We start from the raw sequence: 25,233 nt of genomic DNA, 5'->3' as shown, positions 1-25,233 counted from the left end.
AACTCCCTCACGGCGGGAGATGGCCGTCCTTCGGGGCCAGATCCCAGAACTCCTGGCAGGTGTGGGTCTTGAGGGGCCCGTTCCTGCCAGGAGTCGCGTGAGCGATTTCCACGGCCCAGATCTCGGGACGCAGCCGCGCCGTGCAGGTGATCTGGGCCATGGCGGTCCTGGTGATCTTCCAGCCGGTCACGAACAGCCGCACCCGCAGGCTGAGGGTGTTGTCGGGGTCGTTGCGGCTGCCCGCGTCCGGGGCGTACCTGACGAGCTGCACCTGCGTCGGCGTGAGCCCGGTCAGCGCCGTGGACAGCCGGTTCGACGACCGTCCACTGGCCTTGAACAGGGCGTCGAGCACGTCGTTGACGTGCGGCGACCGGGCCGCGACCCGCGTCGGCGCCAAGCGGCCGTTCCGCAGCAGGTAGATCGTGACGAGGGTGGGGGTGCCGCTGATGACCGGCGCGGGACCGGCGTCGGTCACCCCGGTCGGCGCGACCCCGCAGGCAGCCGCCGGCACCACGAGGAGCCCTGCGAGCAGGGCCGCCAGCGCCGTTCTGAGCCTCGGCGCGCTCATGGCTTGGGAATCCGCAGCAGGAAGAGGGTGCCGGGCTCGCACCGCTCGGCCGTGATCGAGCCGCCGTGCAGCTCCGCGTTGGCCTTGGCGATGGCCAGGCCGAGGCCGCTGCCCGCGCTCCTGGCCCGGTCGGTGCCCGCCTTGTAGAAGCGGTCGAAGACGAGGGGGAGGACCTGTTCGGGGATGCCGCTCCCGTGGTCGCGCACGGTCACCTCCAGCCATCCGTGGGCCTTGCCGCCGACCGCGACCCGCGCGCTCACCACGACGGGCGGCGCGCCGTGGTTCAGCGCGTTGCCGACGAGATTGGCCACCATCACGTCGAACCTCCGGGCGTCCAGGGAGAACGTGAGCCCGACGGGCACGGTGAGCTTCACCCGGTCGGCCCAGCCCCGCACCTCCAGGCAGTCGGCCAGCGTGTCGCCCACGTCGACGGTCTCCCGGCGGAGCGTGGCGGCGCCCGCGTCGAACCTGCTGATCTCGATGAGGTGCTCGACCAGCACCCGGAGCCTGTCGATCTCGCGGACGACGATCCGCACGGCCTCCCCGGCGTCGTCCGGCAGGTCCTCGGCGTCCTCCGACAGCATGTCCGTCACCGCGGTCATCGCGGTCAGCGGCGTGCGCAGCTCGTGGGAGACGTCCGCGACGAACCGCCGCGACGTCGACTCCAGCGTCCGCAGCTCGGAGACCGTGTCCTCCAGCGCCGCCGCCGTCTCGTTGAACGTCGCGGTCAGCTCGGCCAGCTCGTCCCTGCCCCGTACGGGGAGGCGGACGTGCAGTTCCCCTGCGCCGAGCGCGCGGGCGGCCGCGCCCAGCCGCCGTACGGGCAGCAGCACCCGCCGGGCCGACAGCAGGGCCAGGGTCAGCGCCACGACGAGCGTGATGCCTCCGGCCTGCGCGAGTGCGGTCCTGAGGCGGGTAAACACGGCCTCCTCGTCCGACAGAGGCACGAAGACATAGGCGGTCAGGCCCGTCGGGCGTAGCACGCCGTCGCGGTTGGCCCGCTGGATCTGCGTGGCGACGATCAGCCAGGCCCGGTCCCTGAACAGCACCCTCTGGTAGACCAGCCGCCGCGCCGCCTGCCAGCGGAGCTGGTCGGGCACGTCGGTCATGGTGAACTGGGCCCCGGTGTTGGCGCGCCGGTGGTCCCCGTAGGTCACGATGACGGTCCGCTCGGGGGCCTCCAGCGCCCGCACCACTCCGTCGAGGTCCTCGTCGGTGACGGTGGCGTCGCTCGGCCAGACCACCTCGCTCGCGCCGATCGGCAGCGTGATCCTGGAGAGTGTCTCGCGCACGTCGGCGACCGCGCCCCGCTCCGCGCGCTCCAGCAGCCCCCGGCGGACGATCTGGTATCCCAGGCCCGCGACCATGGCGGACGCGGTGATCGCCACCAGCAGGAAGGTGATCACCAGCCGGGCCCGCAACCCGGTGGGCACCCAGGTCATGGCGGGCTGAAGCGGTACCCGAAGCCGCGCACGGTGTGGATGTAGACGGGGTCGGCGGGCACCGGCTCGATCTTGGCGCGGATGCGCTGCACGCACGCGTCGACCAGCCGGGAGTCCGCCACGTGCGTGTGGTCCCAGACGGCGCGCAGGAGGTAGCGGCGGTTGAGGACCTGGCCGGGGTGGCGGACCAGTTCGAGCAGCAGGCGAAGCTCGGTGGGGGTGAGGTGGATCTCCTTGCCCGCGAGGCTCACCTTGAGGGCTCCGCGGTCGATCACGAGGTCGCCGAAGGTGAGGCGGTCGGGCGAGGCCGACTCCAGGCGGCGCAGCACGGCGCGGATGCGGGCGTCCAGCACCCGCGGCTCGACGGGCTTGACCACGTAGTCGTCCGCGCCGGCCTCCAGCCCCACCACCACGTCCAGGTCGTCGCCCCTGGCGGTGAGCAGGATGACGGGCAGCGGGTCGAGCCTGCGGATGCGGCGGCACACCTCGACCCCGTCGATGCCGGGCAGCATGACGTCGAGGATCGCGATCTCCGGACGCCGGGAGCGTATGTGTTCGAGGGCCTCCTCGCCCGTGGCGTACGCGGTCACCGAGTGGCCCTGCCGGGTGAGCGCGAGCTCGAGTCCGGCCCGGACCGAGGGGTCGTCTTCGACCAGGAGGATGCCTGCCACTCGGTCATTATGGTGCGGACCGCACCAATTCCCTATTTGTCATGGTCCTGTGAACTGGTCCACACCTCATCGTCAAGAAGGGGGAGCACGCTGGTGCCGGGAGGCCGTGCCGCTCGACGCCGCGTAAAGTGTGACCAAAATCACATGCTGCGGGAAAGTCCATGTGATCGATGGTCGGGTCAAGGTGTCACCCAACAGGTACCACGAATCGGTTGCGGACCACCCCCCAACACAGGGCAAGCTCATAAGCCGTGAGCTCTGGTCAGCAGTTGAAGGATCGCTCCCGCGCCTCCCGGTCGCGGCGGGGAGGAGACAACGGTTCCGGCCCCGGCCGGCTGACCCTCAAGCGCGTCGCCATCCTCGCCGTCAGCGTGGCCGTGGTCGCGGGCGGCGGGACCTTCCTGTACCGCACCTCGGTGGCGAACAACAGCGCGCCCAAGAAGGTGCTGGAGCCGGACAGCTTCCTCGCCCTCGACCCGAACGCGCCCGACCCCGAGGCCGACATCCTCAAGGAGAACGCGGTCCAGGCGCTGCGCAAGGCCAGGCTGGAGCGGACCCGCGACCGGAAGGGCGGCCTCGACCCGGTCGACATCGTCGAGAAGGCCCCCGGCGGCGGCGGTTTCAACCCGGCCGACTTCCCGCCCGGCTCCACGCCCGACCCGGGCAGCAACAAGGCCGTCGGCAAGGAGATGGCCGCGGCCCGCGGCTGGTCCGGCGCGGAGTGGGGTTGCCTGGAGCGCCTGTGGGACAAGGAGAGCCACTGGAACGAGCGGGCCATGAACCGCTACAGCGGCGCATACGGGATTCCCCAGTCGCTGCCCGGCAGCAAGATGGCGAGCGCGGGCTCGGACTGGCAGACCAACCCCGCCACGCAGATCAAGTGGGGCCTCGGCTACATCGCCGGCCGCTACAAGACGCCCTGCGGCGCCTGGGCGCACTCCCAGTCCACCGGCTGGTACTAGCTCCTGCCGGTCGAGGCGCCTGATCCGCGAAACTCTGGTCAGGGTTGTTCGACCTTTCGGCAAGCCCGCGCGTCCGGCGGGGGGTCGCACTGCACCCTTGGGCTCATGGGTGTGAAGGTCAGCGTGGTTATGCCCGTGTCCAACCCCGGGCTGTCGAACGACGCCTTCGGCGCGTGTGTGCGTTCGGTGCTGGAGCAGTCGCTGCCGCCGGAAGAGTACGAGGTCATCTTCGCGGACGACGGGTCGACGGACGGGACCCGCAGGCGGCTCGACGCGATCGCCGGGCAGCGCGACAACGTGCGGGTCCTGCACCTCGACCACAGCGGCTCGCCCGCGCGGGGCCGTAACGTCGGCCTGTCGGTGGCGCGCGGCGAGTACGTCTACCTGCTCGGCCAGTACGACAGGCTGGAGCCGCGGGCCCTGGAGGTGATGTACGACAGGGCGGTGGAGACCGACGCCGACGTGCTGATCGGCAGGCTCGCGAGCCAGGGGCCGCCGGCGGCCGCCTTCGCCCGCGACCGGGACCGGGCGGACGTCCTGCGCGACCACCTCCTCGCGCTGCCCACGGCGCACAAGCTGTTCAGCCGCGACTTCCTGGAGACCTGCCAGCTCCGCTTCGCCGACCGGCCGCTGTCCGAGCAGGCCTTCGTGACCAGGGCGTACCTCGCCGCGAAGGTGATCGCCGTGCTGGCCGGCGAGATCTGCTGCCACCTGGCCCCGGCGTCCGCGGGGACGGCGGCGGAGGAGGAGGGGCCGGACGGCGAGGCGCTCTTCGACGGCCTGAACGCCGTCTTCGACGTGGTGGACGCCTACACCGAGCCGGGCTCGCAGCGTGAGCGCATCCACGCCCACTGGTATCGGACGCTCGGGCTGCGCCGGCTTGCGGGCGCGCGCTTCCTCGCGGCCGAGCCGGACGAGCGGATGGTCCTGTTCTCCTTCCTGCGCCGCTTCACCCTCGACCGCTTCCCCGCCGCGCTCGACGTCCACCTGCCCGCGCACCTGCGCGCCCGTACGGCGCTGCTGCGCCAGGACCGTCTCGACGCGCTGGTCGCCCTCGCCGAGGCGTCCCGGGGCACCAGGCTCAGCGCGGAGCTGCGGGAGCTGCGCTGGGACCAGGGCGTGCTGCTGCTCGACCTGAGCGTGGAGATCCTGCGGGCCGGGGGCGCCCCGGTGTGGCTGCGGCAGCGGGACGACCGGCTGCTGTGGGCCCCGCCCCCCTCGGTCGAGGGCCTGCTCGACGGCCTGCTCGACGACGAGGGCGCCGACATGACCGACGCGGTGCGCAGGGCCCGCGTCGAGGTCTGCGTCCGCCACGTGGAGACAGGGGTGGTCCACTCCCTGCCGGTGACCTGCTCCGTGGGCCGCGCCGGCCTGGGCGACCGGGCGGGCGGCGGCCAGGTGCGGGTCTGGGTGAGCGGCCAGGCCCGCCTCGACGCCGGAGCGGCGGCCCTCGGACGGCCGCTGCCGGCCGGGCTGTGGGAGGTCCACGTGCGCATGCGGGGCGTGCAGGCGGGCCGCACCCGGGTGGCGCGGCCCGCCCTGCCGATGAGCTGCGCGGGCGCGCTCGCCGGGGAGCCCAGGCGCCTCGTGGTGCCCTGCTGGTCGGAGCACGGCGAGCTGGGCGTGTGCGTGGAGCCGAAGTCGTTTCCCGAGTCGATCGCGCTGGTCTCGTCCCGGGCCACCGTGGCCCGGCAGGAGGGGCACGTCTTCGTCGTCGTGCCCGTGCCGTACGTGCCGCCGAGCGGCGGGCCGCCGGCCGAGCTGGTGCTGCGCGAGCAGGACGGGCGCGGGCGCAGCATGGTCGTGCCCGCGCTGGTCGAGCCGGGCATACCCGGCAGGGTGGCCGGGCAGCTCGTCGCCCGGGTGCCGGTGAGCCGGATCGGCGGGGACGACTGCCTCGGCCCGGGCTCCTGGCGGCCCGCGCTCCGGGTCGACCAGAAGGACGTGGACCTGCTGTTCGGGCTGGCGGTGCGCCGCGGCGGGCAGGTGTCCGTCCTGCCCGCCGGGGCTTCGCCGCAGGCCCCCTCACTGCTGCGGCGCATCGCCGTACGCGTCCTGCGCGACCGCCGATAGCTACCCGCCGGCTATCGGCGCAGGTGCGCGAGCAGCGCCGCGCGGAACTCCTCGGGCTTGTCGAGCTGCGGCCCGTGGCCGGCGCCCTCGATGACCACCTCGCGGTATACGCCGTAGCGGTCCAGGGCGGCCCGCGTCTGGGTCACCATGGGCTGGGCCGGCGTGCCGTCCCAGCCGGGCACGGCGCCGATCGCGCCCAGGTGGGCGAGGTCGAACAGCGACGTGTCCGAGACGATCACGTCCTGGTCGCCCCTGATCCACAGGATGGGCGGCTTCGGGTCGATCTCGTGCAGGTCGTCGATCCGGAAGTTGGTCGGCGCGATCGTGTTGAGCACGCCGCGCTTGCCCGGGGCGACGTTCGGCCAGGCGTCCGAGGGCAGGGAGTCGCCCGGGTAGTGGTCGTCGCCGATCCGGGTGGACAGCATCGACTCCACGTACGTGTCCTCCTCCTCGCCCAGGTCGGTGCCGGGGGCGACATACGTGGCGCGCAGCACGTTCCGGGGCGAGACGGGGGAGTCGGCCGACCGGTCGCCCGCCCGCAGCGCCGCCACGAAGTCGGGGTTGGCCGCGCCGCCGCCGGAGCCGACGCCGTCGGAGCCGGTGAGCACGCCGTCCGGGCCGACGGTGCCGCCGAAGCCGTACGGCGAGACGGGGTTGACCAGCGTCACGCTGCGGGCCGCCGCGGGCCGGTCGCGCAGGGCCTGCATGACGACCCCGCCGCCGAGGCTCCAGCCCACCAGGTGCGCCGGTCCGATCTGGTCGAGCAGCGCCAGCACGTCGTCGGAGTAGTCGCGCACGCCCCGGCTCGCGTCCACCGGCTCGGGGTCGGAGTCGCCGAAGCCGCGCAGGTCGACGGCGTACGGACGGAAGCCCTCCGCCGCGACCGCGGTCATTGTCGAGCGCCAGAACGCGCTGGAGGAGACGTTGCCGTGCACGAACAGCACCGGGTCGCCCGACGAGCCGGGGACGGACAGGACGTTCAGGGTCAGCCGGGGCGTGCCGACACGCTCGGCGGATATGAGCAGGGTCATGGTGTCGCTCCCAGTGTGCAGGTGTTCTCGAGGTCGCCCGTGGCCGGCCGGGGCAGGGTGGCGCTCGGGGGCGGCGGCGTGCCCGTGCCGATCCACGCCTCCAGCGCGGTGAACGCGCTGCGGAAGCAGGGCAGCAGGGGCCGCAGGCGGTCGGGGAAGGCCGGATAGAGGCTGTCGACGTGAGTGCCGTCCTCGACGCGGTAGTAGCGCAGCAGCCGGTCGCGGTGCCGGTCGGCGATCATCTTGGCGTAGATGTCCGAATCCTCCCGGATCGGCAGCAGCGCGTCCAGAGTGCCGTGGACGACGATCAGCGGGCGCTTGATCTTCCCGGTGACGCTCACCCGCGCCATCGCCTGCTTCACGGCCGCGGGCCTGGAGGCGTAGTCGTAGTCCGTGTCGCAGCCGGGCGTGCCGGAGGCGCAGAACGGCGTGCCCGCCTCGGCGTCGCCGTCGTAGGTCGGGTCGAACTCCTCACGGAAGACGCGCTGGGTGAAGTCCCAGTAGTACTGGTAGTGGAACGGCCACAGGAAGTCGGACTCGGGGGCGAAGCCCGCCGCCGCGACCCCGGCCGCGTCGCCCTTCGCGTACGCGCGCAGCGCGGGCGGCAGGAACGTCAGCAGGTTGGGCCCGTCGGCGGTGAAGAGCGTGCCCTCCCAGTCGACGCCGCCGTCGAACAGGTCGGGACGGTTCTCGATCTGCCAGCGGACCAGGTAGCCGCCGTTCGACTGGCCGGCCGCGATCGTCGTGCGGGCCGGCCTGCCGTACCGCTGCCGTACGACGGCCTTGGCGGCGACCGCCAGCTCGCTGACCCGGTGGTTCCACTCGGCCACCGCGTCGCCGGGCCGTACGCCGTCACGATAGAAGTTGACGCCGGTGTTGCCCTTGTCGGTCGCGGCGTACGCGTAGCCCTTGGCCAGCGCCCAGTCGGAGATCGTGAAGTCGTTGGCGTAGGTCTCCCGGTTGCCGGGCGACCCGGCGACGACCAGGCCGCCGTTCCACTGCTGCGGCAGCCGGATCACGAACTGGGCGTCGTGGTTCCAGCCGTGGTTGGTGTTCCCGGTGGAGGTGTCGGGGAAGTAGCCGTCGATCTGCATGCCGGGGACGCCGGTGGGGTTGACGGCGCCCGCCGAGTTGAGCCCCGACCAGTCCGACTGGTCGGTGTGGCCCGAGGCCAGCGTGCCCTTGGTGGTCAGGTCGTCGAGGCACGCGGTAACCTGCTTGGCCGCGCCCGGCACGGTCACCTTCGGGCAGGCGGCGGCCTCGGACGGGACGGCGACGGCTAAGGGGAGCGCCAGCGCCAGGACGGCCAGAGCCCTCATCAGGCCTCCTTCGCGATCGCGGCGGCCTGGGCGGCGCCGGAGGTGGGTTCGATGGCGGACAGGTCGCGGTCGCGGGTCTCCCTGGAGGCGATCACCGCGATCATCGTGAGGATCGCCGCCGCCACCACGTAGACGGAGACCGGCACGCTCGATCCGTACGCGTCGAGCAGGGCGACCGCGATCAGCGGGGCTACGCCGCCGGCCACGATCGACGCGAGCTGGTAGCCGATGGACACGCCGGAGTAGCGCATCCGGGTGGCGAACAGCTCGGAGAAGAACGCCGCCTGCGGGCCGTACATCGCGCCGTGCAGCACCAGGCCGACGGTCACCGCTACGGTGACCAGGGCGAAGTTCTTGGTGTCGATCAGCGGGAAGAACGCGAACGCCCACAGACCCACTCCGGCCGCGCCGATCAGGTAGACGGGCCGCCGGCCGAGCCGGTCCGACAGCGCGCCCCACAGCGGGATCGTGACGAAGTGGATCGCGGAGCCGATCAGCACGGCGTTGAGCACGGTGCCCTTGGGCAGGCCCGCCGCCGTGGTGCCGTAGACCAGCACGAACGCGGTGATCACGTAGTAGGAGACGTTCTCGGCCATCCGGGCACCCATCGCCACCAGCACGTCGCGCCAGTGGTGCCGCAGCACGCCGAGGATGGGAGCCTGGGGCGCGGCCTCCTGGCGCTCCAGCGCCTCCTGGAACACCGGCGACTCGGCGACCGTGAGCCTGATCCACAGGCCGATCAGCACGAGCACGCCGGACAGCAGGAACGCGATCCGCCAGCCCCAGGCGAGGAACGCGTCGTCCGGCTGCACCGCGGCCAGCAGCGCCAGCACGCCGGTGGCGATCAGGTTCCCGCCGGGAGCGCCTGCCTGCGGCCAGGACGCCCAGAAGCCCCGGTTGCGGGGGTGGCCGTGCTCGGAGACCAGCAGCACCGCGCCGCCCCACTCGCCGCCCAGGGCGAAGCCCTGCACCAGGCGGAGGAGGGTCAGCAGCAGGGGCGCGGCCACGCCCAGGGTGGCGTACGTCGGCAGCAGGCCGATCAGGAACGTCGCGCCGCCCATCATCAGCAGGCTGATGACGAGCAGCCGCTTGCGGCCGAGCCGGTCGCCGTAGTGACCGAAGACCAGCCCGCCGAGGGGCCGGGCGACGAAGCCGACGGCGTAGGTGAGGAACGCGAGGAGCGTGCCGGTCAGCTCGTCGTGGGTGGGGAAGAACAGCTTGTTGAAGACCAGGGCCGCGGCGGAGCCGTAGAGGAAGAAGTCGTACCACTCGATCGTGGTGCCGATCAGGCTGGCCCCGACGACCTTTCCGATCCGGGTGGGTGGGGTGTTTGCCATGGGAACTCCTCCGATGGGGGGTTCCGGCCACCGTACGCAGTGACGGAGGTCACTCCTATGGGGCGTCGCCACACACCTCAGGCATCCGGCATGTGGGTGCGCAGCCGGTGCAGTCGCAGGGCGAGCTGGATCTCCAGCGCGCGCTCGGGCTCCTGCCAGTCCGCGCCGAGCAGCTGCCCCACCCGGTCGAGCCGCTGGGTCACCGTGTTGACGTGGATGTGCAGGGCCTCGGCCGTACGCGACAGCGAGCCGCCCGTGCCGAAATAGGCGTTCAGCGTCTTGACCAGGGCGGTTCCCCGGCGCGCGTCGTAGTCGAGCACCGGCCCGAGCGCGCCGGACAGGAAGCCGGACACCTCGCGCCGCTCGCCCACCAGCAGGCCGACGAAGCCCAGCTCGTCCGCGCTCGCGCCGTCACCCGTACGGCCCAGCGCGACCAGCGCCCCGGCGCAGCGCCGGGCCTCGGCGTAGGCGGCGGCGACTGCCGTCACCGGCCCGGAGGCCGGCGCGGCCCCCGCCGTGGCCGGGCGGCCGAGAGAGGCGCTCAGCTCGGCGGCGACGCGCCGGGCCAGCGCGCCCGGCCGGTCGCCGGGCAGCAGCAGCACGACCTCGTCGCCCCGGGCGGTGGCCAGGCCGTGCGCCAGCGTCGCCTGCGACGACGCCCAGAAGGCGGCGCGCTCCCGCTGCCCGTCGTGCCGCGCCACGACCAGCACGTGCGGCGCGCCGAGGTCGACGCCGAGCCGTCGTGCCCGGTCGTCCAGCCCGCGCAGCTCCGGGCGGGAGACCAGGTCGTCGAGCAGTTCGCCGCGCACCCGCCCCTCCGCCTCGGCCACGCTGCGGCGGAACAGCAGCAGCAGCGCGGTGACGATCGCTGCGCGCTCCAGGATCCGCTGGTCGGTGTCGGACACCGGGTGGTCGGTCCGCAGGACCAGCGTGCACAGCGGCGCCGCGCCGACGTCCACCGAGGCGACGTACGCGCCGCCCCGCTTGACCGTGCGGCCGAGGGCCCGCGACGACTGGGCGGCGTCGAACACGCCTGTGTCGAGATCGCCGGACTCGCCCACGAGAGGGCGGCCCTCCTCGTCCAGCACGGTCAGCCGGCCGCCCAGCACCTCGGTGACGACCGCGGCGACGTCCTCGACCCCGCCGCCGCGCAGCACGAGTCCGGTCATCCGGTCGTGCGCGTCCGCGGCCCGCTCGATCGACTCGCTGTGCGCCCTGATCAGCGTGTTCGCCTCGCTCAGCTCGGCCAGCGCCGCCCGGGTCTCCTGCAGCAGCCGGGCGGTGTCGATGGCGACCGCGGCGTGCGCCGCCAGCGAGCACAGCAGCGCCACCTCCTCCTGCACGAACGGCCTGGCGCTGCGGTTGGCCGCGAACAGCACGCCGATGACCTGCGTGCCGAGCCGCAGCGGCACCCCGAGGATCGCCACCAGGCCCTCCTCGTGGACGGCCACGTCGATCGTGTTCGTGTGCCGGAACCTCGGGTCGGCGAAGTAGTCCGCCGTGTTGTACGGCGTGCCGCTCTGCGCCACCAGCCCGCCCAGCCCGGCGCCCATCGGCAGCCGCAGCCGCCGGAAGCTGGCCGAGATCGACCCGTCGGTCACCCGCATGTAGGTGTCGCCGCGCTCGGGGTCGTTCAGCGTCATGTACGCGATGTCGGTGGCGAGCAGCTGCCTGGCCCGGTGCACGATGGCCTCCAGCACCGCGTCGAGGTCGCGCAGCCCGGCCAGGTCGCTCGCGGTGTCGAACAGCGCCGACAGCTCCGCCTCGCGCTTGGCCCGCCGGCGCAGCGCGGCCCGCACCTGCAGTGCGGCGACCTTGGCCCGCTCCAGCTCCTCCAGCGTGGCGGAGTCGGCCCCGGCCGCCCTGGCCTGCAGGATCGGCCCCTCGAACTCGACCGCCGACGCCTCCCGGGCAAGCAGGTCGAGGTACGCGTAGGCGCCGTCCGTCTTTCTCGAGGCCTTCGGGGTCAGCGCGCGCTCCATCCTCCGTCGATGGGGATCGAGACGCCGGTGACGAACGATCCCTGCGGCCCGCACAGGTAGGCCACCACCTCGGCCACCTCGTCCGGCTCGATCAGCCGCTTGATCGCCGCCGGGGCGAGCATGATCTGCTCCACCACCTCGTCCTCGCTGATCCCGTGGGTGCGCGCCTGGTCGGCGATCTGGTTCTCCACCAGCGGCGTGCGCACGTAGGCGGGGTTGACGCAGTTGGAGGTCACGCCGTGCGGCGCCCCTTCGAGGGCGATCACCTTCGACAGGCCCTCCAGCGCGTGCTTGGCCGTAACATAGGCCGACTTGTACGGCGAGGCACGCAGGCCGTGCACCGAGGAGATGTTGACGATCCGGCCCCAGCCGCGCTCGTACATGCCGGGCAGCACGGCCCGCACGAGCAGGAACGGCGCCTCGACCATCACCCGCATGATCTTGCTGAAGATCTCGGGCGGGAACTCCTCGATCGGGGCTACGTGCTGGAACCCCGCGTTGTTCACCACGATGTCGGCGTGCAGGCGGGTGTCCGGCGAGAGCGGGAGCTGGCCTCGCCAGGCGACCAGGAACTCCGGGTCGGACAGGTCGACGGCCACCGGCGTACCGCCGATCTCGGCCGCCACCTTGCCCGCGGCCTCGGCGTTCATGTCGGCGACGACGACGTGCGCGCCCTCGGCGGCCAGGCGCCGGGCACACGCCCGGCCGATGCCGCTCCCCGCGCCGGTGACGAGGGCCGTACGCCCTTCAAGGCTCATGACGCCTCACGATAGAAAGCGCGCCGCTGCCGGCACATGGCGGTGGGCGACATAGATGCCTGCCTTCCTATGTGGGGCGGGTCATGGACAGCACGTCCAGTGCCCGGTCGAGCTGCTCCTCGGTCAGCGTGCCGTTCGCCACGTGGCCGCGCTCGATGACGACCTCCCTGATCGTCTTGCGCTCCTTCAACGCCTGCTTGGCGATCTTGGCCGCCTCCTCGTATCCCACGTACCGGTTCAGCGGGGTGACGATCGACGGCGACGACTCGGCGTACTCGCGCAGGCGGTCCACGTTGGCGGTGATCCCGGCGACGCACCGGTCGGCGAGCAGTCGCGACACGCCGGCCAGCAGCCGGATCGACTCCAGCACGTTGCGGGCCATCACCGGCAGCATCACGTTGAGCTCGAACGATCCCGAGGCCCCGCCCATCGTGACGGCGGCGTCGTTGCCCACGACCTGCGCGGCCACCATCGTGACGGCCTCCGGGATCACGGGGTTGACCTTTCCCGGCATGATCGACGAGCCGGGCTGGAGGTCGGGGAGGTTGATCTCGCCCAGTCCGGCGCGCGGGCCCGACCCCATCCACCGCAGGTCGTTGGCGATCTTGCTGAGCGAGACGGCGATCACCTTGAGCATGCCCGACAGCTCGACCAGCCCGTCACGCGCGCCCTGCGCCTCGAAGTGGTCCCTCGCCTCGGTGAACGGCAGGCCGGTCGTCCGGCTCAGCTCGGCGATCACGGCCTGCGCCCAGCCGGGGCCGGGCACGTTCACCCCGGTGCCCACGGCCGTGCCGCCCAGCGGCAGCTCGGCCAGGCGCGGCAGCGCGGCCTGGAGCCGTTCGATGCCCAGCTCGATCTGGGTGGAGTAGCCGCCGAACTCCTGGCCGAGCGTGACCGGCGTGGCGTCCATGAGGTGGGTGCGGCCCGACTTCACCACGTCGGCGAACTCGATGGACTTCTCCTCCAGCGCGGTCGCCAGATGCTCCAGCGCGGGCGTCAGCTCGTGCACCACGGCGTACGTCGCCGCGACGTGGATCGAGGACGGGAAGACGTCGTTGGACGACTGGGCGGCGTTGACGTGGTCGTTGGGATGGACGGGCTGCCCGAGCCGCTCCTGGGCGAGCGTGGCGACGACCTCGTTCATGTTCATGTTGGACGAGGTGCCCGAGCCGGTCTGGAACACGTCCACGGGGAACTGGTCGTCCCAACTGCCTTCGGCGACCTCGCCGGCGGCCTCCTGGATCGCCTGCGCCATGTCTTCGCCGAGCACGCCGTACTCGGCGTTGACCTTCGCGCAGGCGGCCTTGATCCGGGCGAGCGCGGCGATGTGCGCGGGCTCCAGCCCCCGGCCGGACACGGGGAAGTTCTCCACCGCCCGCTGCGTCTGCGCCCGCCACTTGGCGCGGGCGGGCACCCGCACCTCGCCCATGGAGTCGTGCTCGATGCGGAATTCATCCATGTCTCAGTCCTTCAGCCCGTCCCTAATCGCATCGTTCCTGCCCGGATCCGCGCCGTCCGAACGGTCGGTCTCGAGCACCGCGTCGGGCAGCTCCGCTCCCGTCACCTTCCGGAAGGTGACGGCGACCCGTTCGGGATCTTTTCGGTACTCCTCGCGCAGTCTGGCGATGATGTCCTCGGCCGTGTTCCGCATTCTCTCTGTGAGATGCCACGCTTCGCTCAGATACAGCACAGGATCTGCATCGCTGTAGAGGTAGTCGACCACGGAGTGGAATTCCTCCGCCATGAGTGGTGCCTCGGCGGCCCCGGCCAAGCTGTCCGCTAGTGGGTTGCAGAGGAAATAGGCCACGTCGAGCGCTCGCGTGTCTGGTGCGAAACCCTGCTGATCACGTGGCCACCTCAACCTGTAGCCAGTTGCCTCCGGCTGGTACTCGGTGTCGAGAATGTGGCGGACGATCAGGTCGAAGGCGTCGTTCTGCGTCACTCTCTCGATCCCAAAGTGCAGGAACAGGCTGTCGAAGCTGTCCTCACTCAACCGCGAGTGCCACAGAACTGCCATGCGAGACCACGCGAGGCGGGGATTCTCCTCATGTGGGAACAGCGCACTGCCCGCTATACCGCCGGCGGTGAGGGAGGCGAGGATCACCAGGTTGGCCGTGTAGTAGGCGTACCGCGTGATGAAGGTGGACCGTTTGGGCTGGTAGCCGGGGTAACTATCGCCGGTGCGGGTCTCGGCGGCGTGCAGCAGGCGGACGAGCAGGTCGACGGTGGGCTCGCGGTCGAGGGCGGGCAGCAGGCCGTGGAGGAACTCCACGATCGGGTGGCGTTCGGTCAGCACGGAGAACGACAGCAGCGAGTAGAGGAGCCCGTCGTCCGGCTGTGGGCGGCCGAGGAACGGATCGGCCGCGGTCGCGATCTCGCGGGTGACCATGCGGCGCAGGACGTCGCGGGTCATCCGCGCGATCAGGTACTCGCCGAAGGTGGCGTGCAGAAACTCGTATGTCTGCAGCGAGGCGTGATCGCGGACGGCGGACGCCTGGTGGACGAAGAAGAACTTCCCGATCACCTTGTCCGCCTGCGACAAGGGCGTCTGGAAGCTCGTTGTCTGACTCGGGGGCGCCGGGAGCAGCGCGGCCAGGTCGCCGTTGAGGTCGTCGGTCGTGACCCACTGCCTGCCCCGGTTGAACATCGCGAACGCCGCGACGGCCAGCGTGCGCAGTTCCATCTCCACAGCCTGGGCGGCCTGGGAATCCGGGAGCCCCGGCTGGTGCTTGTCCACCTCCCGGCGGGCGAAGCGGGTCAGCAGCCGCTCGTACAGCTCGGCCTGGCTGAGCCCGGTCTCGCCGCGCTGGAGGGGGTTTCCGTCGGCGTCGTACAGCGCGAGCATCAGCAGCAGCAGCGGCTGCGACGCCAGCTGACCCTGCGCCAGCGCCGTCTCCGGCGGCAGGGGTCTCAGGCCGTGAGCGGTGAAGTAGTCCTGGTTCGCGGCGTTCCACACCGTCAGCCAGCGGCGGACCTGCTCCTCCTTGAAGGGTTCCAGCCGGATCGTCAGGCACCCGGGCGGGAAGCGCATCCGGTCGGCGACCGCCGTCCGGGTGGTCACGAGCACCACCGCCGGCCGGCCCAGCTCCGCCTCCCGGAGCTGGAATTCGACCACCTTGGTCAGATAGTCGGACCGGTGGATTCCGGTGGCCTGGAGCAGCTCGTCCAGCCCGTCGAGCATGACGACCGGCAGCGCGCCGTCCGCGGACCTCGTCAGCTCCGGCCAGCTGACGTGCTCGCCGGTCGCGTCCAGGACCGCGGCCTCGATCTGCTCCTGGATCGTCCCGTCGGCCGGCACCTCCCGCAGCGGCACCCGCACCGGAAGGAAGTCGCCGTCGGGGAGACGACCGGCCAGGATCTTTGTGAGCACCGACTTGCCCGCGCCGGGCTGGCCGAGCACGACCAGCGGCATCCTGGCCGCCTCGGGTGAGGTGAGGTAATGGGCCAGGAAGCCGGCGATGTCGTCGCTCGGCTCCGCCTTGTCCCACCACCACTCCGCGCTCGGATCGGCCTGCTCGCCGTACTCGGCCAGCCGGAAGTCCGGGTTCACGTACGCGTCGACGAGCGTGGGCATGCGCATGCCGGAGGGGACCTCGCCGGACTGCGCGATCGGGCGGTGCAACAGGGCCCGGTGGGCGCGCGACAGCGTGTGCCGGTGCTCCGGGGTCCTTGTCCGCGCGGCGACCTGAGTGAGCAGCGCTTCCAGCTCGCCCAGGCCGGTGGCGACCCGCTGCCGGTCGATCATCTGCTGCCACAGCGCGAACTCGGGGACGTCCAGGGCCAGCCGCCGGTGCAGTTCCTCGTACTTCCGGCGGGCGGCCTCGGGCAGCTCCTCCTCGATCGCCGCCTTGGCGCGCGCCCACTCGGTCGCGTTCAGCCGGTCACGAACCGCCAGCTTCACGATGAACCCGGTCAGCGCCGATCCGAGCGTGCGGTAGTACGCGTCGATCGAGTCGACCATTTCCGCATAGGAGTGGCCGGCACGGAAGCCCGCCGGCTCGATCGCCTTCAGTCTGTCGACGAATGATCCCTCAACCGCGCCGGACCCTGCCAGCGTCGCCTGCTCGTCCCCGGTGATGCGCAGTTCCTTGGGATCGAACGGCAGGGACAGCTCGCCGAGGGCCTCGAAGAACGCCGCGACGACGAGAACGGTCTGGGCCGCCTCCAGCCGGGCCGTGCGGTCGTACCGGTTCAGGCCGGTCAGCCGGTCGCGGAGCCTGCCGCTCGCCTCGCCCGCCAGCCGTACGGCCTCGTCCTTGACGTCGAGCAGGGACAGCACCGGCACGGCCCCGACGAGGGTGCCGGTGAGGACCTTCGCCACCGTGCTCTCCTGGCCGAGCAGGCGGACGGCGTCGGCGTAGCTGATCCCTTTGCGCACCGGTCACTCCAGGGGGAAACCGAACGTGTTCGTGACCTTGCTAGCAGTGTCCGGGCGCCCGGCGCAACATCACCTCGCGAAGAAGAAGAACACGCCCAGGAGGATCAACACGAGGACGACGACGAGCACGATCCCCATCGTCACGAGCACCCGGACCCGCGTTCCGGTGTCCGGCTCGTCGGGGCCGCGCATCGTGAACAGATCGGTGCCCAGGCTGGGCGGTCGGCCGGGGACGCCGTTCCCCGGCGGGAAGAAGGGGCCGGGGTGCGGCGGGTGCGGAGTGTGCGGTGGGTGCGGACCGGCGGGCTGTCCCGGCATAACGGGCGCCGGACGGTTCCCGGCGGCGGGGCCGGGTGGCGGGGGCGTCGCCGGTCCCCGGCCGGGGAGCCTCCCGGGGACCGTGGTGCTGTGCCTGTCGGCGGCTTCCGAGCCGTTGCCGGCCGGCGGCCGGGCGGCGTCGTCCTGTACGTCCTGCCCGGACTGCCGCGCCTCGCCGGGCGGTGGGATGCGCAGCCCGCCCTTGGGACGGACGACGACCATCGTGCGGTTGGCGTCGTCCTCGTCGGCCCCGGCCGGGCCGTCCTGCCTCGCGACGGGCGCGACGGGCCCGGCAGGCGCGGCGGAGGGAGCGGATGCGGGGCGAGGGGACGGCGCCGGGGGCGCCGGAGGCACCGCGGGAATGGCGCCCGTTGGGGTGTCGGCGATCACCCGCAGTATCGCGGCGGCTCGCTCGGGCGTGAGGCGCGCGGTGTGGTCCTTCTCCAGCAGCCCGTCCAGGACCTGCCGCAGCGGCCCGGCCTGCCTGGGCGGGTCCGCTTTCTCCGTCATCAACGCGGCCAGCGTCTCGCCCACGGTCGCCCGTTCGTACGCCGGCCGCCCCTCGACGGCGAAGTACAGCGTCGCGCCGAGCGACCACAGGTCGGACTCGGGGCCGGTGTACTCGCCCCGGGCCCGCTCCGGGGCGGTGTAACCCGGAGAACCGATCACCATGCCGGTCTGGGTGAGCGCGTTGTCGCCCAGGGCCTTGGCGATGCCGAAGTCGGTCAGCACCACCCTGCCCGTCTCGGTGAGCAGCACGTTCGCCGGCTTGACGTCACGGTGCAGGATGTTGCGCGCGTGGGCCGCGCGCAGCGCGCCGAGCAGGTCGTAGCCGATCTCCGCCACCAGACGCGGCGGCAACGGCCCCTCCTCGTCGATCACCTGTTCCAGCGAGCGTCCTTCGACGAGCTCCATGATGATCCACGGGATGCCGTCGGACACGATCACGTCGTGGATGGTGGCGACGGAGGGATGGCTGACGCGCGCGGCCATACGGCCCTCGCGCATCATGCGTTCGCGCAGCTCCTGACGTTGCCGTGGGCTGAGCGAGGGGTCCTGGCGGATCTCCTTGACCGCGATCTCCCGGCCCAGCGACCGGTCGTACGCACGCCAGACGGTGCCCATGGTGCCCCGGCCGATTCGGGTGCGCAGCTCGTAGCGGTCGGCGAGCAGCGGCGAATGCTGTTCCGGCATAGTTAGAAAGATAGCGATTCTGTCTTGAAAATCGCTTTCCGGTTACTTGATGAAGATTCTGGGCCAATACCGGCGGGGGAGCAGGATCTTGATCATCTTCGCCACGTGCCGCATCATGGGGATGCGCACGACGTGGTGGAGAGCGGGCTCCGACGGCTTGCGGTGCAGGCCCTCGCTCGGCCGCCGGCGCGGGGACGGCACGGCCGGCATCTCCCGGTGGTGGTGGCCGGACTGCGCGTACTGCGGATGCGGGCCGCTGAACGAGCCACTGTGGGAGCCGCTGTGGCTCCCGGTGTAGGAGCCGTTGTGCCGTAGCTGACCACTCTGGCCGAACTGCCCGTACTGTCCCGACTGCCCGCGGGAGCCGTACAGGTCGTAGCGCCCCGAGGCGTACGAGTCGTACGGGTGGGGCTGGCCGTACTCCGCCGGCCGGTACGGCTGGCCGTACGGGCCCGGCTGCCGGTGGGGCCCCGAGTCGCGGTCGCGCGGGGTCACCTTGGGCGTGGGCCGCGACTCGGCGCGGTGCTGCCCCCGCTGGCTGCGCTGCGGCGGCTTGCGGGTCTCCGGGGCCGTGGGCTGCGGGGCGGTCGGCGGCGGTGTGGAACGGCCGCCGCGGAGCGGGGAGGCGAAGGGGTCCTCGGCCGAGCCTCCGGCGGCGATCCTGGACAGCGCGTGGGCCGCGCGGACGCCGTCGAGCCTGGCCGCGGGGTCGATCTGGAGCAGGCCGCGCAGGACCTGGGCGAGCGGGCCGGCCTTCTCCATGGGGATGGGAGCGCCGCTTGTCAGGGCCGCGAGCGCGGCCGCCGCCGTCCGGCGCCCGTGCAGGCCGCGGCCCTCGACGGCGGTGTAGAGGGTGGCGCCCAGCGACCAGAGGTCGGCCGCCGGGCTCGCCTTGTCGCCGAGGACGCGCTCGGGGGCGATGTACCCGGCGGAGCCGAGGACGATCCCGGCCTGGGTGATGGAGGCGTCGCCTTCGAGGGCGGCCAGCCCGAAGTCGGTCAGCACGGTCCGGTCGTCGTCGGTCACCAGCACGTTGCTGGGCTTCACGTCGCGGTGCAGGATGCCCTTGGCGTGGACGGCGCGCAGCGCGCCGAGCACCTGCCGGCCGATGTCGGCCACTCGGCGTGGCGGCAGCGGGCCCTCCTGGCGGATGAGCTCCTCCAGCGAGCGCGCCCTGAGCAGCTCCATCACGATCCAGGGACGGTCGTCCTCGGTGATGACGTCGAAGACCGTGATGACCGAGGGATGGGCGACCATGGCGGTCGCCCGGCCCTCGCGTTCGGTGCGCGCGCACAGCTCCGCCCGCAGGTCCTCGTCCAGGACCAGGGGGAGGCGCACCTCCTTGACAGCCACCTCGCGGTCGAGCAGCTCGTCACGCGCGCGCCACACAGTGCCCATCCCGCCGCGCCCGACCGGCTCGATCAGCCGATAGCGCGCGGCTAGCAGGTATCCGGACGGCGCACGCATGAGTGGCAGCTTACCGATTTGTGTAGTGCGACCTGTAGAGACCATGCCGGGAAATTGTTGAGATCTTCTGTCAAAGATCCTGACAACCTCCCCGCAGGATCAGCGTCGTCCGATGGTAAGGACGGGCCCGGTCGTATCGGTGAAAAAGTCGTCGCCCTTGTCGTCCACCACGATGAACGCGGGAAAGTCCACGACCTCGATCTTCCAGACCGCCTCCATGCCGAGCTCCGGATATTCCAGGACCTCGACCTTCTTGATGCAGTCCTGGGCCAGCCGGGCGGCCGGACCGCCGATGGAGCCGAGGTAGAAGCCGCCGTACTTCTGGCACGCGTCCGTCACCTGCTTGGACCGGTTGCCCTTGGCCAGCATCACCATCGAGCCGCCCGCCGCCTGGAAGCGCTCGACGTAGGAGTCCATCCGCCCCGCGGTGGTGGGGCCGAAGGAACCGGACGCGTAGCCCTCGGGGGTCTTGGCCGGACCGGCGTAGTAGACGGCGTGGTCCTTCATGTACTGCGGCATGTCCTCGCCGGCGTCGAGCCGTTCGGCGATCTTGGCGTGGGCGATGTCGCGGGCCACGACGAGGGGGCCGGTGAGCGACAGCCGGGTCTTGACCGGATACCTGCTCAGCTCGGCGAGGATCTCCGGCATCGGGCGGTTGAGGTCGACGCTCACCACGTCGCCGCCGAGGTGCTCGTCCGTCGTGTCCGGGAGGAACCGGGCGGGATCGGTCTCCAGCTGTTCGAGGAAGACGCCCTCCGGCGTGATCTTCGCCAGCGCCTGCCGGTCCGCGCTGCAGCTCACCGCGATGGCGACCGGGCAGGACGCGCCGTGCCTCGGCAGCCGGATGACCCGCACGTCGTGGCAGAAGTACTTGCCGCCGAACTGCGCGCCGATGCCCAGCTTCTGGGTCAGCTCGAAGACCTTCTTCTCCATCTCCAGGTCGCGGAAGCCGTGCCCTGCGGGCGAGCCCTCGGTGGGGATGGAGTCGAGGTAGCGGGCCGAGGCGTACTTCGCCGTCTTCAGGGCGTACTCCGCGCTGGTGCCGCCCACGACGATCGCCAGGTGGTACGGCGGGCAGGCGGCGGTGCCGAGCGAGCGGATCTTCTCCTCAAGGAAGGCGAGCATGCGCTTCTCGTTGAGCACCGCCTTGGTCTCCTGGTAGAGGAACGACTTGTTGGCCGAGCCGCCGCCCTTGGCCATGAACAGGAACTTGTACTCGTCCGGGTGCCCGTTCGGGTCCTCGGCGTACAGCTCGATCTGGGCCGGCAGGTTGGAGCCGGTGTTCTTCTCGTCCCACATCGTCAGCGGGGCCATCTGCGAGTAGCGCAGGTTGAGCCGGGTGTAGGCGTCGTACACGCCGCGGCTGAGGTGCTCGGCGTCGCGCCCGTCGGTGAGCACGTGGCGGCCGCGCTTGCCCATGACGATCGCGGTGCCGGTGTCCTGGCACATCGGCAGCACGCCGCCGGCCGAGATGCTCGCGTTCTTGAGCAGGTCGAGGGCGACGAAGCGGTCGTTGCCGCTCGACTCGGGGTCGTCGACGATCTTGCGCAGCTGTGCCAGGTGGGACGCCCGCAGGTAGTGCGAGATGTCGTGGATCGCGGTCTCGGTGAGCAGCCGCAGGGCCTCGGGCTCGACCTCCAGGAACCTGCGCCCGGCCGCCTCGGTGACCCGCACCCCCTCGGTGGTGATCAGGCGGTATTCCGTCTCGTCCGGTCCAAGCGGGAGCAGGTCGGTGTAGTCGAACTCCGGCATCGTCCTCGGTTCCTCGTGGTCTGCCTGGTCGGGCGCGCCCGCCGCGCGGACCGCCCATGGTCTTTGCACAGCGTACGGCGCGCGGGCCGCGGTCATCATGTCCGGGCTATGAGTAGCTTTTGAATAAGTTCATACTGAATATCCGAGCATAAAAGGGGATAATTGAGACATAGAGAGGGGAGGGGCCATGGACGGCGAAGTATGGGTCATGGTCATATTCGCAATCGGCATCCTCGTGGCCCTGGCGGTGTCGTTGCTCACGCTCGTGCTGCGGCAGGTCAAGGACGGCGACATCACATGGTTGTCCTCTCCCGGCGCGGGGCGGCCCTCCGGGGAGTGGCCGCCGTCGAGCGAGGCCGCGGACCAGGTCAGGGCATCTCGCGAGCCGCGACCCGAACCGGCGGACGAGGTGAGGACGAACGGAGCCCGAGGGCGATCCCGCTGATCACGAGGGCCGCTCCGGCCAGGTCGGCCGCGGAGGGTATGGCGACGCCCAGGAGAGCCGCCGTGGCGATCGCGCCCACGGGGATCATCCCGGCGAACAGCCCGGCCCGGTCAGCGCCCAGCCGGGGCAGCGAGCGGTACCACAGGAAGAACGCCACGGTCGTCACCACCACGGCGAGGTAGGCCAGACCGGCCGCCTCCGCGGCGGTCGGCACGCGCAGCACGTGACGGCCGTCCAGGGCGACGCCGGCGACCAGCAGGAACGGCACCGCGAGCGCGGCCGACCAGGCCGACACCCTGACGGGCCCGATCACCGGCAGCAGCGGCAGGGCCAGCAGCGAGAAGCAGAGCTCGCAGGCCAGGGCGCCGACAGACCACAGCAGCCCGGCCAGGTTCCCGCTGCCGGCGCCGGTCGCCAGGACCGCCCCGGCGGCCACGACCAGGCCCGCCGCCACGACGCGTGGCGACGGCCGGGCGCCCGTCGCGACCGGCCCCACGAGGGCGAGCGCCAGCGGCACCGCGCCGAGGACGATGCCGGGCAGCGCCGGCCCGGCCGCCCGGGTCGCCTCGATCACACAGACGTTGAACAGCACGAGCCCGGTCAGCGACAGCGCGCCGAGCAGGCCCCACTGGCGTGGCCGCAGTCGTACCGGGCCGAGGCCGCGCGTCCGGGCGGCGGCGAGCAGGATCACGGCGGCGAGGGCGTAGCGGAGCGCCTGGCCGCCGTAGACCGGATAGCCGGCGATGACATCCGAGACCGCCGCGAGCGTCCCCACGAGGAACATCGCCCCGGCGGCGCCGGCGACATGAGTGTTCATGTCTGGCGATGCTAGGAAGACCTTGGTCCTCGCAACCGGTCCAATCGTGGCGCGTTATCGTGGACCAATGGCCGATCTTCACCTTGTGGTCGACAGGGCCGCGGGCGGGCTCGCCGCCCAGATAGCCCGCGAGGTGCGGGAGGCCGTCCGGTCCGGCCGGCTCGCCCCCGGCACCCGCCTGCCCGCCACCCGCGACCTCGCCCGTGACCTCGGCCTGTCGCGCGGCGTCGTGGTCGAGGCGTACGAGCAGCTGGTGGCCGAGGGCGTCCTCGAGTCGAGGACGGGCGCCGGCACCCGGGTCGCGGCGGGGGCGGGGCGGCACGCCGCCGAGCAGACCCCGCAGGATCGGGACGGCCGGCCCCACTACGGTCATCGGCCCACCTCGCCCGATCTCGGCACCTTCCCCCGGCAGGCCTGGCTCGCCGCCGTCCGCCACGTCCTGGCCACGCTGCCGAACGACGCGCTCGACTACGGCGACCCGGGTGGGGTGCCCACCCTGCGCCGCGAACTCGCCGCGTACCTCGGCCGGGTGCGCGCGGCGGACGCGCCGGCGGATGACGTGGTGATCGTGACCGGGGTGGCCCAAGGGCTCAGCCTCGCCGTGCAGGCGCTGGCGCGGGATCTGGGCCGCAGGGTCGTCCTGGCGGTCGAGGACCCGACGAGCCCCCGTCAGCTTCCGCTGCTCCGGCGGGCCGGAGCGGACATCGTCCCCGTGCCCGTCGACCGGGAGGGGATCGTCGTCGGGGCCCTGCCCGGCGACGCCGACGCCGTGCTGGTGACCCCGGCGCACCAGTACCCGACCGGTGTCGTCCTGTCTCCGGCCCGCCGCGCCGCGCTGGTCGACTGGGCGGGCCGCACGGGCGCCCTCGTGCTCGAGGACGACTACGACGCCGAGTTGCGCTTCGACCGGGACCCCGTCGGGTGCCTGCAGGGCCTCGCGCCCGACCGGGTCGTGCTCTCGGGCAGCGTGAGCAAGGCCCTCGCCCCGGGGCTGCGGCTCGGCTGGGTCGCGGCGCCCCCGCGCGTCGCCGGTGCCGTACGGCTCGCGCGCGGGGAGCTCGACCTCGGCTCGCCGGTCATCGACCAGTACGCGCTCGCCCACCTCATCGCCGTCGGCGCGTACGACCGGCACCTGCGCCGCATGCGCCGCGAGTACCGGCGGCGCAGGGACGCCCTGGTCCGCGCCCTGGCCGAGCACCTGCCACGGGTCACCGTGCACGGCATCTCGGCGGGGCTGCACCTGTACGCCGAGCCGGACGGCGACCCGTCCGCACTGGTGGCGGCCGCCCACGCCGCCGGCCTGTCCGCCGAGGTCGTGACGCCGGCCCACGGGTCGCCGGGGTTGGTGATCGGCTTCGCCCGCCTGCCCGCCCACCGCGTGACCGAGGCCGTCCGCGCCCTGGCCGCCACGCTCCCCAGCTAGGACGTCAGGGGAGCCGTCGTAGGGGCCGGGCGGGCCGTACGGGGCTGGAAGCCGCGCGCGAGCAGGATGATCGCGGCGGCGAGCGCGAGCGGAGCGGCGAAGGCGACGCGGAAGCCGGCGGCGTCCGCGACGCCTCCGACGAGCGCGGCCCCCACGATGAAGCCCACGTAGTTGAACATGTTGACCCGGGCGATCGCCACGCCGGTGCCCGCCGGGTCGAGGCGGCCGGCCGCGGAGAACGACTGCGGGGCGACGACGGACAGACCGATCCCGGTGAGGGCGAAGCCCGCGATCGCCAGCGGCACGGACGGCGCGGCCACGATCGCGACGAAGCCCAGCGTCGCGACGGCGCCCCCGGCGCGCACGATCGCCGCCGGGCCCCACCTGCGCACCGCGAAGTCGCCGCCGACGCGCACCAGGAACGTCGTGAGCTGGTAGGCCCCCAGAGCCAGCGGGATCACGGTCGCCGAGGCGTGCAGAACCTTGTCCATGAAGACGGTCCCGAAGTTGGAGACCGACGAGTCGCCGACGTAGAGGAACGCCATCGCGAGACAGAGAGGGATGATCGGGCGCCACGCGACCCCGGCCGGCCCGTCCGCGTCCGCGTGCTCGTCGCGGTCCGCGGGCGCGCGGTGTTCCTCCTGCGGCCGGTAGAGCCAGAGGGAGGACAGGACGGCGAGCGCGGCGGCCGGGACGAGGGCGATCGTGAACGTGACTGGCAGGCCGAGGCCGAACGTGGCCGCCGCCGAGGCCCACAGCGACCCGATGACCGCCGCCACGCTCCACAGCGCGTGGAACCCGGTGAGCACCGCCCGGCCGTACTCCCGCTCGACCGCGACGCCCTGCATGTTCATGCCGGCGTCCACCCCGCCCAGGCCGAGGCCGAACAGGACGTTGGCCGCCACCAGCATGGGGACGTTCGCGGCGAGGCCCGCGAGCACGACGGCGGCGCAGGCGAGCGGCTGCACCAGGCGCAGGATCAGCCGGCTGCCCCACCGCGACGCGGCGGCGCCGGCGAGCACGCTCCCGGCCCCCGCGATGACCGGGACGACCAGGAGCAGGATGGTCAGCTCACCGTCCGTCAGGCCGTGCTTCTTCTGCAACGCCGCCACCTGGGTGAGCAGCGTGGCGAAGGTGAGGCCCTGGACGAAGAACACCGCGAACGTGGCGAGGCGCGCCTGCCGGTCGCGAGGAGTGGGCCGAGGAGTGGGCACCGTGCCCTCTGCTGACACCGCGGGCCTCCGAAACATGAGGGGGGTTCAAGTTTTCGCCAGCGTAGGATCCGCCACCCGCCCG

18 protein-coding genes are annotated in these 25,233 nt (G+C 72.2%); 3 read left to right on the top strand and 15 right to left on the bottom strand.

Annotation, left to right across the window (positions count from 1 at the left end; all coding sequences use genetic code 11):
- Window positions 1–7: 7 nt before the first annotated feature.
- From HHX30_RS19515 to HHX30_RS19505, 3 genes are read right to left on the bottom strand one after another with little or no spacing between them, the layout of a single operon-like run.
- Complete coding sequence (locus tag HHX30_RS19515) at window positions 8–568, bottom strand: hypothetical protein (RefSeq protein WP_169983412.1); 561 nt, start codon at window positions 566–568, stop codon at window positions 8–10.
- Window positions 565–2,010, bottom strand: a complete 1,446-nt coding sequence (locus HHX30_RS19510) for a cell wall metabolism sensor histidine kinase WalK (RefSeq protein ID WP_169983411.1) — start codon at window positions 2,008–2,010, stop codon at window positions 565–567. Before HHX30_RS19510 ends, HHX30_RS19515 begins: the two co-directional genes overlap by 4 nt.
- Entirely contained in the window at window positions 2,007–2,681 is a 675-nt protein-coding gene (locus tag HHX30_RS19505; RefSeq protein WP_169983410.1) for a response regulator transcription factor, read from the bottom strand. Before HHX30_RS19505 ends, HHX30_RS19510 begins: the two co-directional genes overlap by 4 nt.
- Window positions 2,682–2,932: 251 nt before the next feature.
- Here HHX30_RS19505 and HHX30_RS41745 point away from each other — a divergent pair, with 251 nt between their 5' ends.
- Both HHX30_RS41745 and HHX30_RS19495 read left to right on the top strand, forming a co-directional pair.
- Entirely contained in the window at window positions 2,933–3,643 is a 711-nt protein-coding gene (locus HHX30_RS41745; RefSeq protein WP_169983409.1) for a lytic transglycosylase domain-containing protein, read from the top strand.
- A 105-nt stretch (window positions 3,644–3,748) separates the two neighbouring features.
- Complete coding sequence (locus tag HHX30_RS19495; protein WP_169983408.1) at window positions 3,749–5,716, top strand: glycosyltransferase family 2 protein; 1,968 nt, start codon at window positions 3,749–3,751, stop codon at window positions 5,714–5,716.
- Window positions 5,717–5,727: 11 nt separating this feature from the next.
- Here the strand turns inward: HHX30_RS19495 and HHX30_RS19490 are convergent, their stop codons facing one another.
- The 11 genes from HHX30_RS19490 to HHX30_RS19440 all read right to left on the bottom strand — a co-directional run bounded on the left by HHX30_RS19490 (window position 5,728) and on the right by HHX30_RS19440 (window position 22,514).
- Entirely contained in the window at window positions 5,728–6,747 is a 1,020-nt protein-coding gene (locus HHX30_RS19490; RefSeq protein ID WP_169983407.1) for an alpha/beta fold hydrolase, read from the bottom strand.
- A complete protein-coding gene (locus tag HHX30_RS19485; RefSeq protein ID WP_169983406.1) occupies window positions 6,744–8,066 on the bottom strand; it encodes a 3-hydroxybutyrate oligomer hydrolase family protein in 1,323 nt (440 codons plus the stop codon). Before HHX30_RS19485 ends, HHX30_RS19490 begins: the two co-directional genes overlap by 4 nt.
- Window positions 8,066–9,403, bottom strand: a complete 1,338-nt coding sequence (locus HHX30_RS19480) for an MFS transporter (protein ID WP_169983405.1) — start codon at window positions 9,401–9,403, stop codon at window positions 8,066–8,068. Before HHX30_RS19480 ends, HHX30_RS19485 begins: the two co-directional genes overlap by 1 nt.
- 77 nt (window positions 9,404–9,480) lie before the next feature.
- Window positions 9,481–11,385, bottom strand: coding sequence for a helix-turn-helix domain-containing protein (locus HHX30_RS19475; RefSeq protein WP_169983404.1), 1,905 nt, complete (start codon window positions 11,383–11,385; stop codon window positions 9,481–9,483).
- Entirely contained in the window at window positions 11,370–12,143 is a 774-nt protein-coding gene (locus HHX30_RS19470) for a 3-hydroxybutyrate dehydrogenase (protein WP_169983403.1), read from the bottom strand. The genes HHX30_RS19475 and HHX30_RS19470 overlap by 16 nt, the downstream gene beginning before the upstream one ends.
- A gap of 67 nt (window positions 12,144–12,210) precedes the next feature.
- On the bottom strand, window positions 12,211–13,602 hold the full coding sequence (locus tag HHX30_RS19465) for an aspartate ammonia-lyase (protein WP_169983402.1): 1,392 nt from the start codon (window positions 13,600–13,602) through the stop codon (window positions 12,211–12,213).
- 3 nt (window positions 13,603–13,605) lie between these two features.
- A complete protein-coding gene (locus HHX30_RS19460; protein ID WP_169983401.1) occupies window positions 13,606–16,521 on the bottom strand; it encodes an NACHT domain-containing NTPase in 2,916 nt (971 codons plus the stop codon).
- 69 nt (window positions 16,522–16,590) lie between these two features.
- Window positions 16,591–18,033: a serine/threonine-protein kinase gene (locus HHX30_RS19455; RefSeq protein ID WP_169983400.1), complete on the bottom strand. Its 1,443-nt coding sequence runs from the start codon at window positions 18,031–18,033 to the stop codon at window positions 16,591–16,593.
- 42 nt (window positions 18,034–18,075) lie between these two features.
- Window positions 18,076–19,500: a serine/threonine-protein kinase gene (locus HHX30_RS19450; protein WP_169983399.1), complete on the bottom strand. Its 1,425-nt coding sequence runs from the start codon at window positions 19,498–19,500 to the stop codon at window positions 18,076–18,078.
- Window positions 19,501–19,599: 99 nt separating this feature from the next.
- Window positions 19,600–21,252 carry a fumarate hydratase gene (locus tag HHX30_RS19445; RefSeq protein ID WP_169983398.1) on the bottom strand — a complete coding sequence of 551 codons (1,653 nt, stop codon included), beginning with the start codon at window positions 21,250–21,252 and terminating at the stop codon, window positions 19,600–19,602.
- A 368-nt stretch (window positions 21,253–21,620) separates the two neighbouring features.
- Window positions 21,621–22,514, bottom strand: coding sequence for a DMT family transporter (locus HHX30_RS19440; protein WP_169983397.1), 894 nt, complete (start codon window positions 22,512–22,514; stop codon window positions 21,621–21,623).
- A gap of 67 nt (window positions 22,515–22,581) precedes the next feature.
- On the opposite strand from HHX30_RS19440, the gene HHX30_RS19435 reads away from it, so the two are divergent.
- The gene (locus HHX30_RS19435) at window positions 22,582–23,937 is read left to right on the top strand and encodes a PLP-dependent aminotransferase family protein (RefSeq protein ID WP_169983396.1); all 1,356 of its coding nucleotides are present in this window, start codon (window positions 22,582–22,584) and stop codon (window positions 23,935–23,937) included.
- Here the strand turns inward: HHX30_RS19435 and HHX30_RS19430 are convergent.
- A complete protein-coding gene (locus HHX30_RS19430; RefSeq protein WP_311922610.1) occupies window positions 23,934–25,169 on the bottom strand; it encodes an MFS transporter in 1,236 nt (411 codons plus the stop codon). The genes HHX30_RS19435 and HHX30_RS19430 overlap by 4 nt on opposite strands.
- Window positions 25,170–25,233: the final 64 nt, after the last annotated feature.

The sequence above is a fragment of the Microbispora sp. H10836 genome (assembly GCF_012999525.1).
Classification (GTDB): Bacteria; Actinomycetota; Actinomycetes; order Streptosporangiales; family Streptosporangiaceae; genus Microbispora.
The sequence above is the reverse complement of the archived record's forward strand: the minus strand, read 5'-3'. Positions and strand labels throughout refer to the sequence as shown.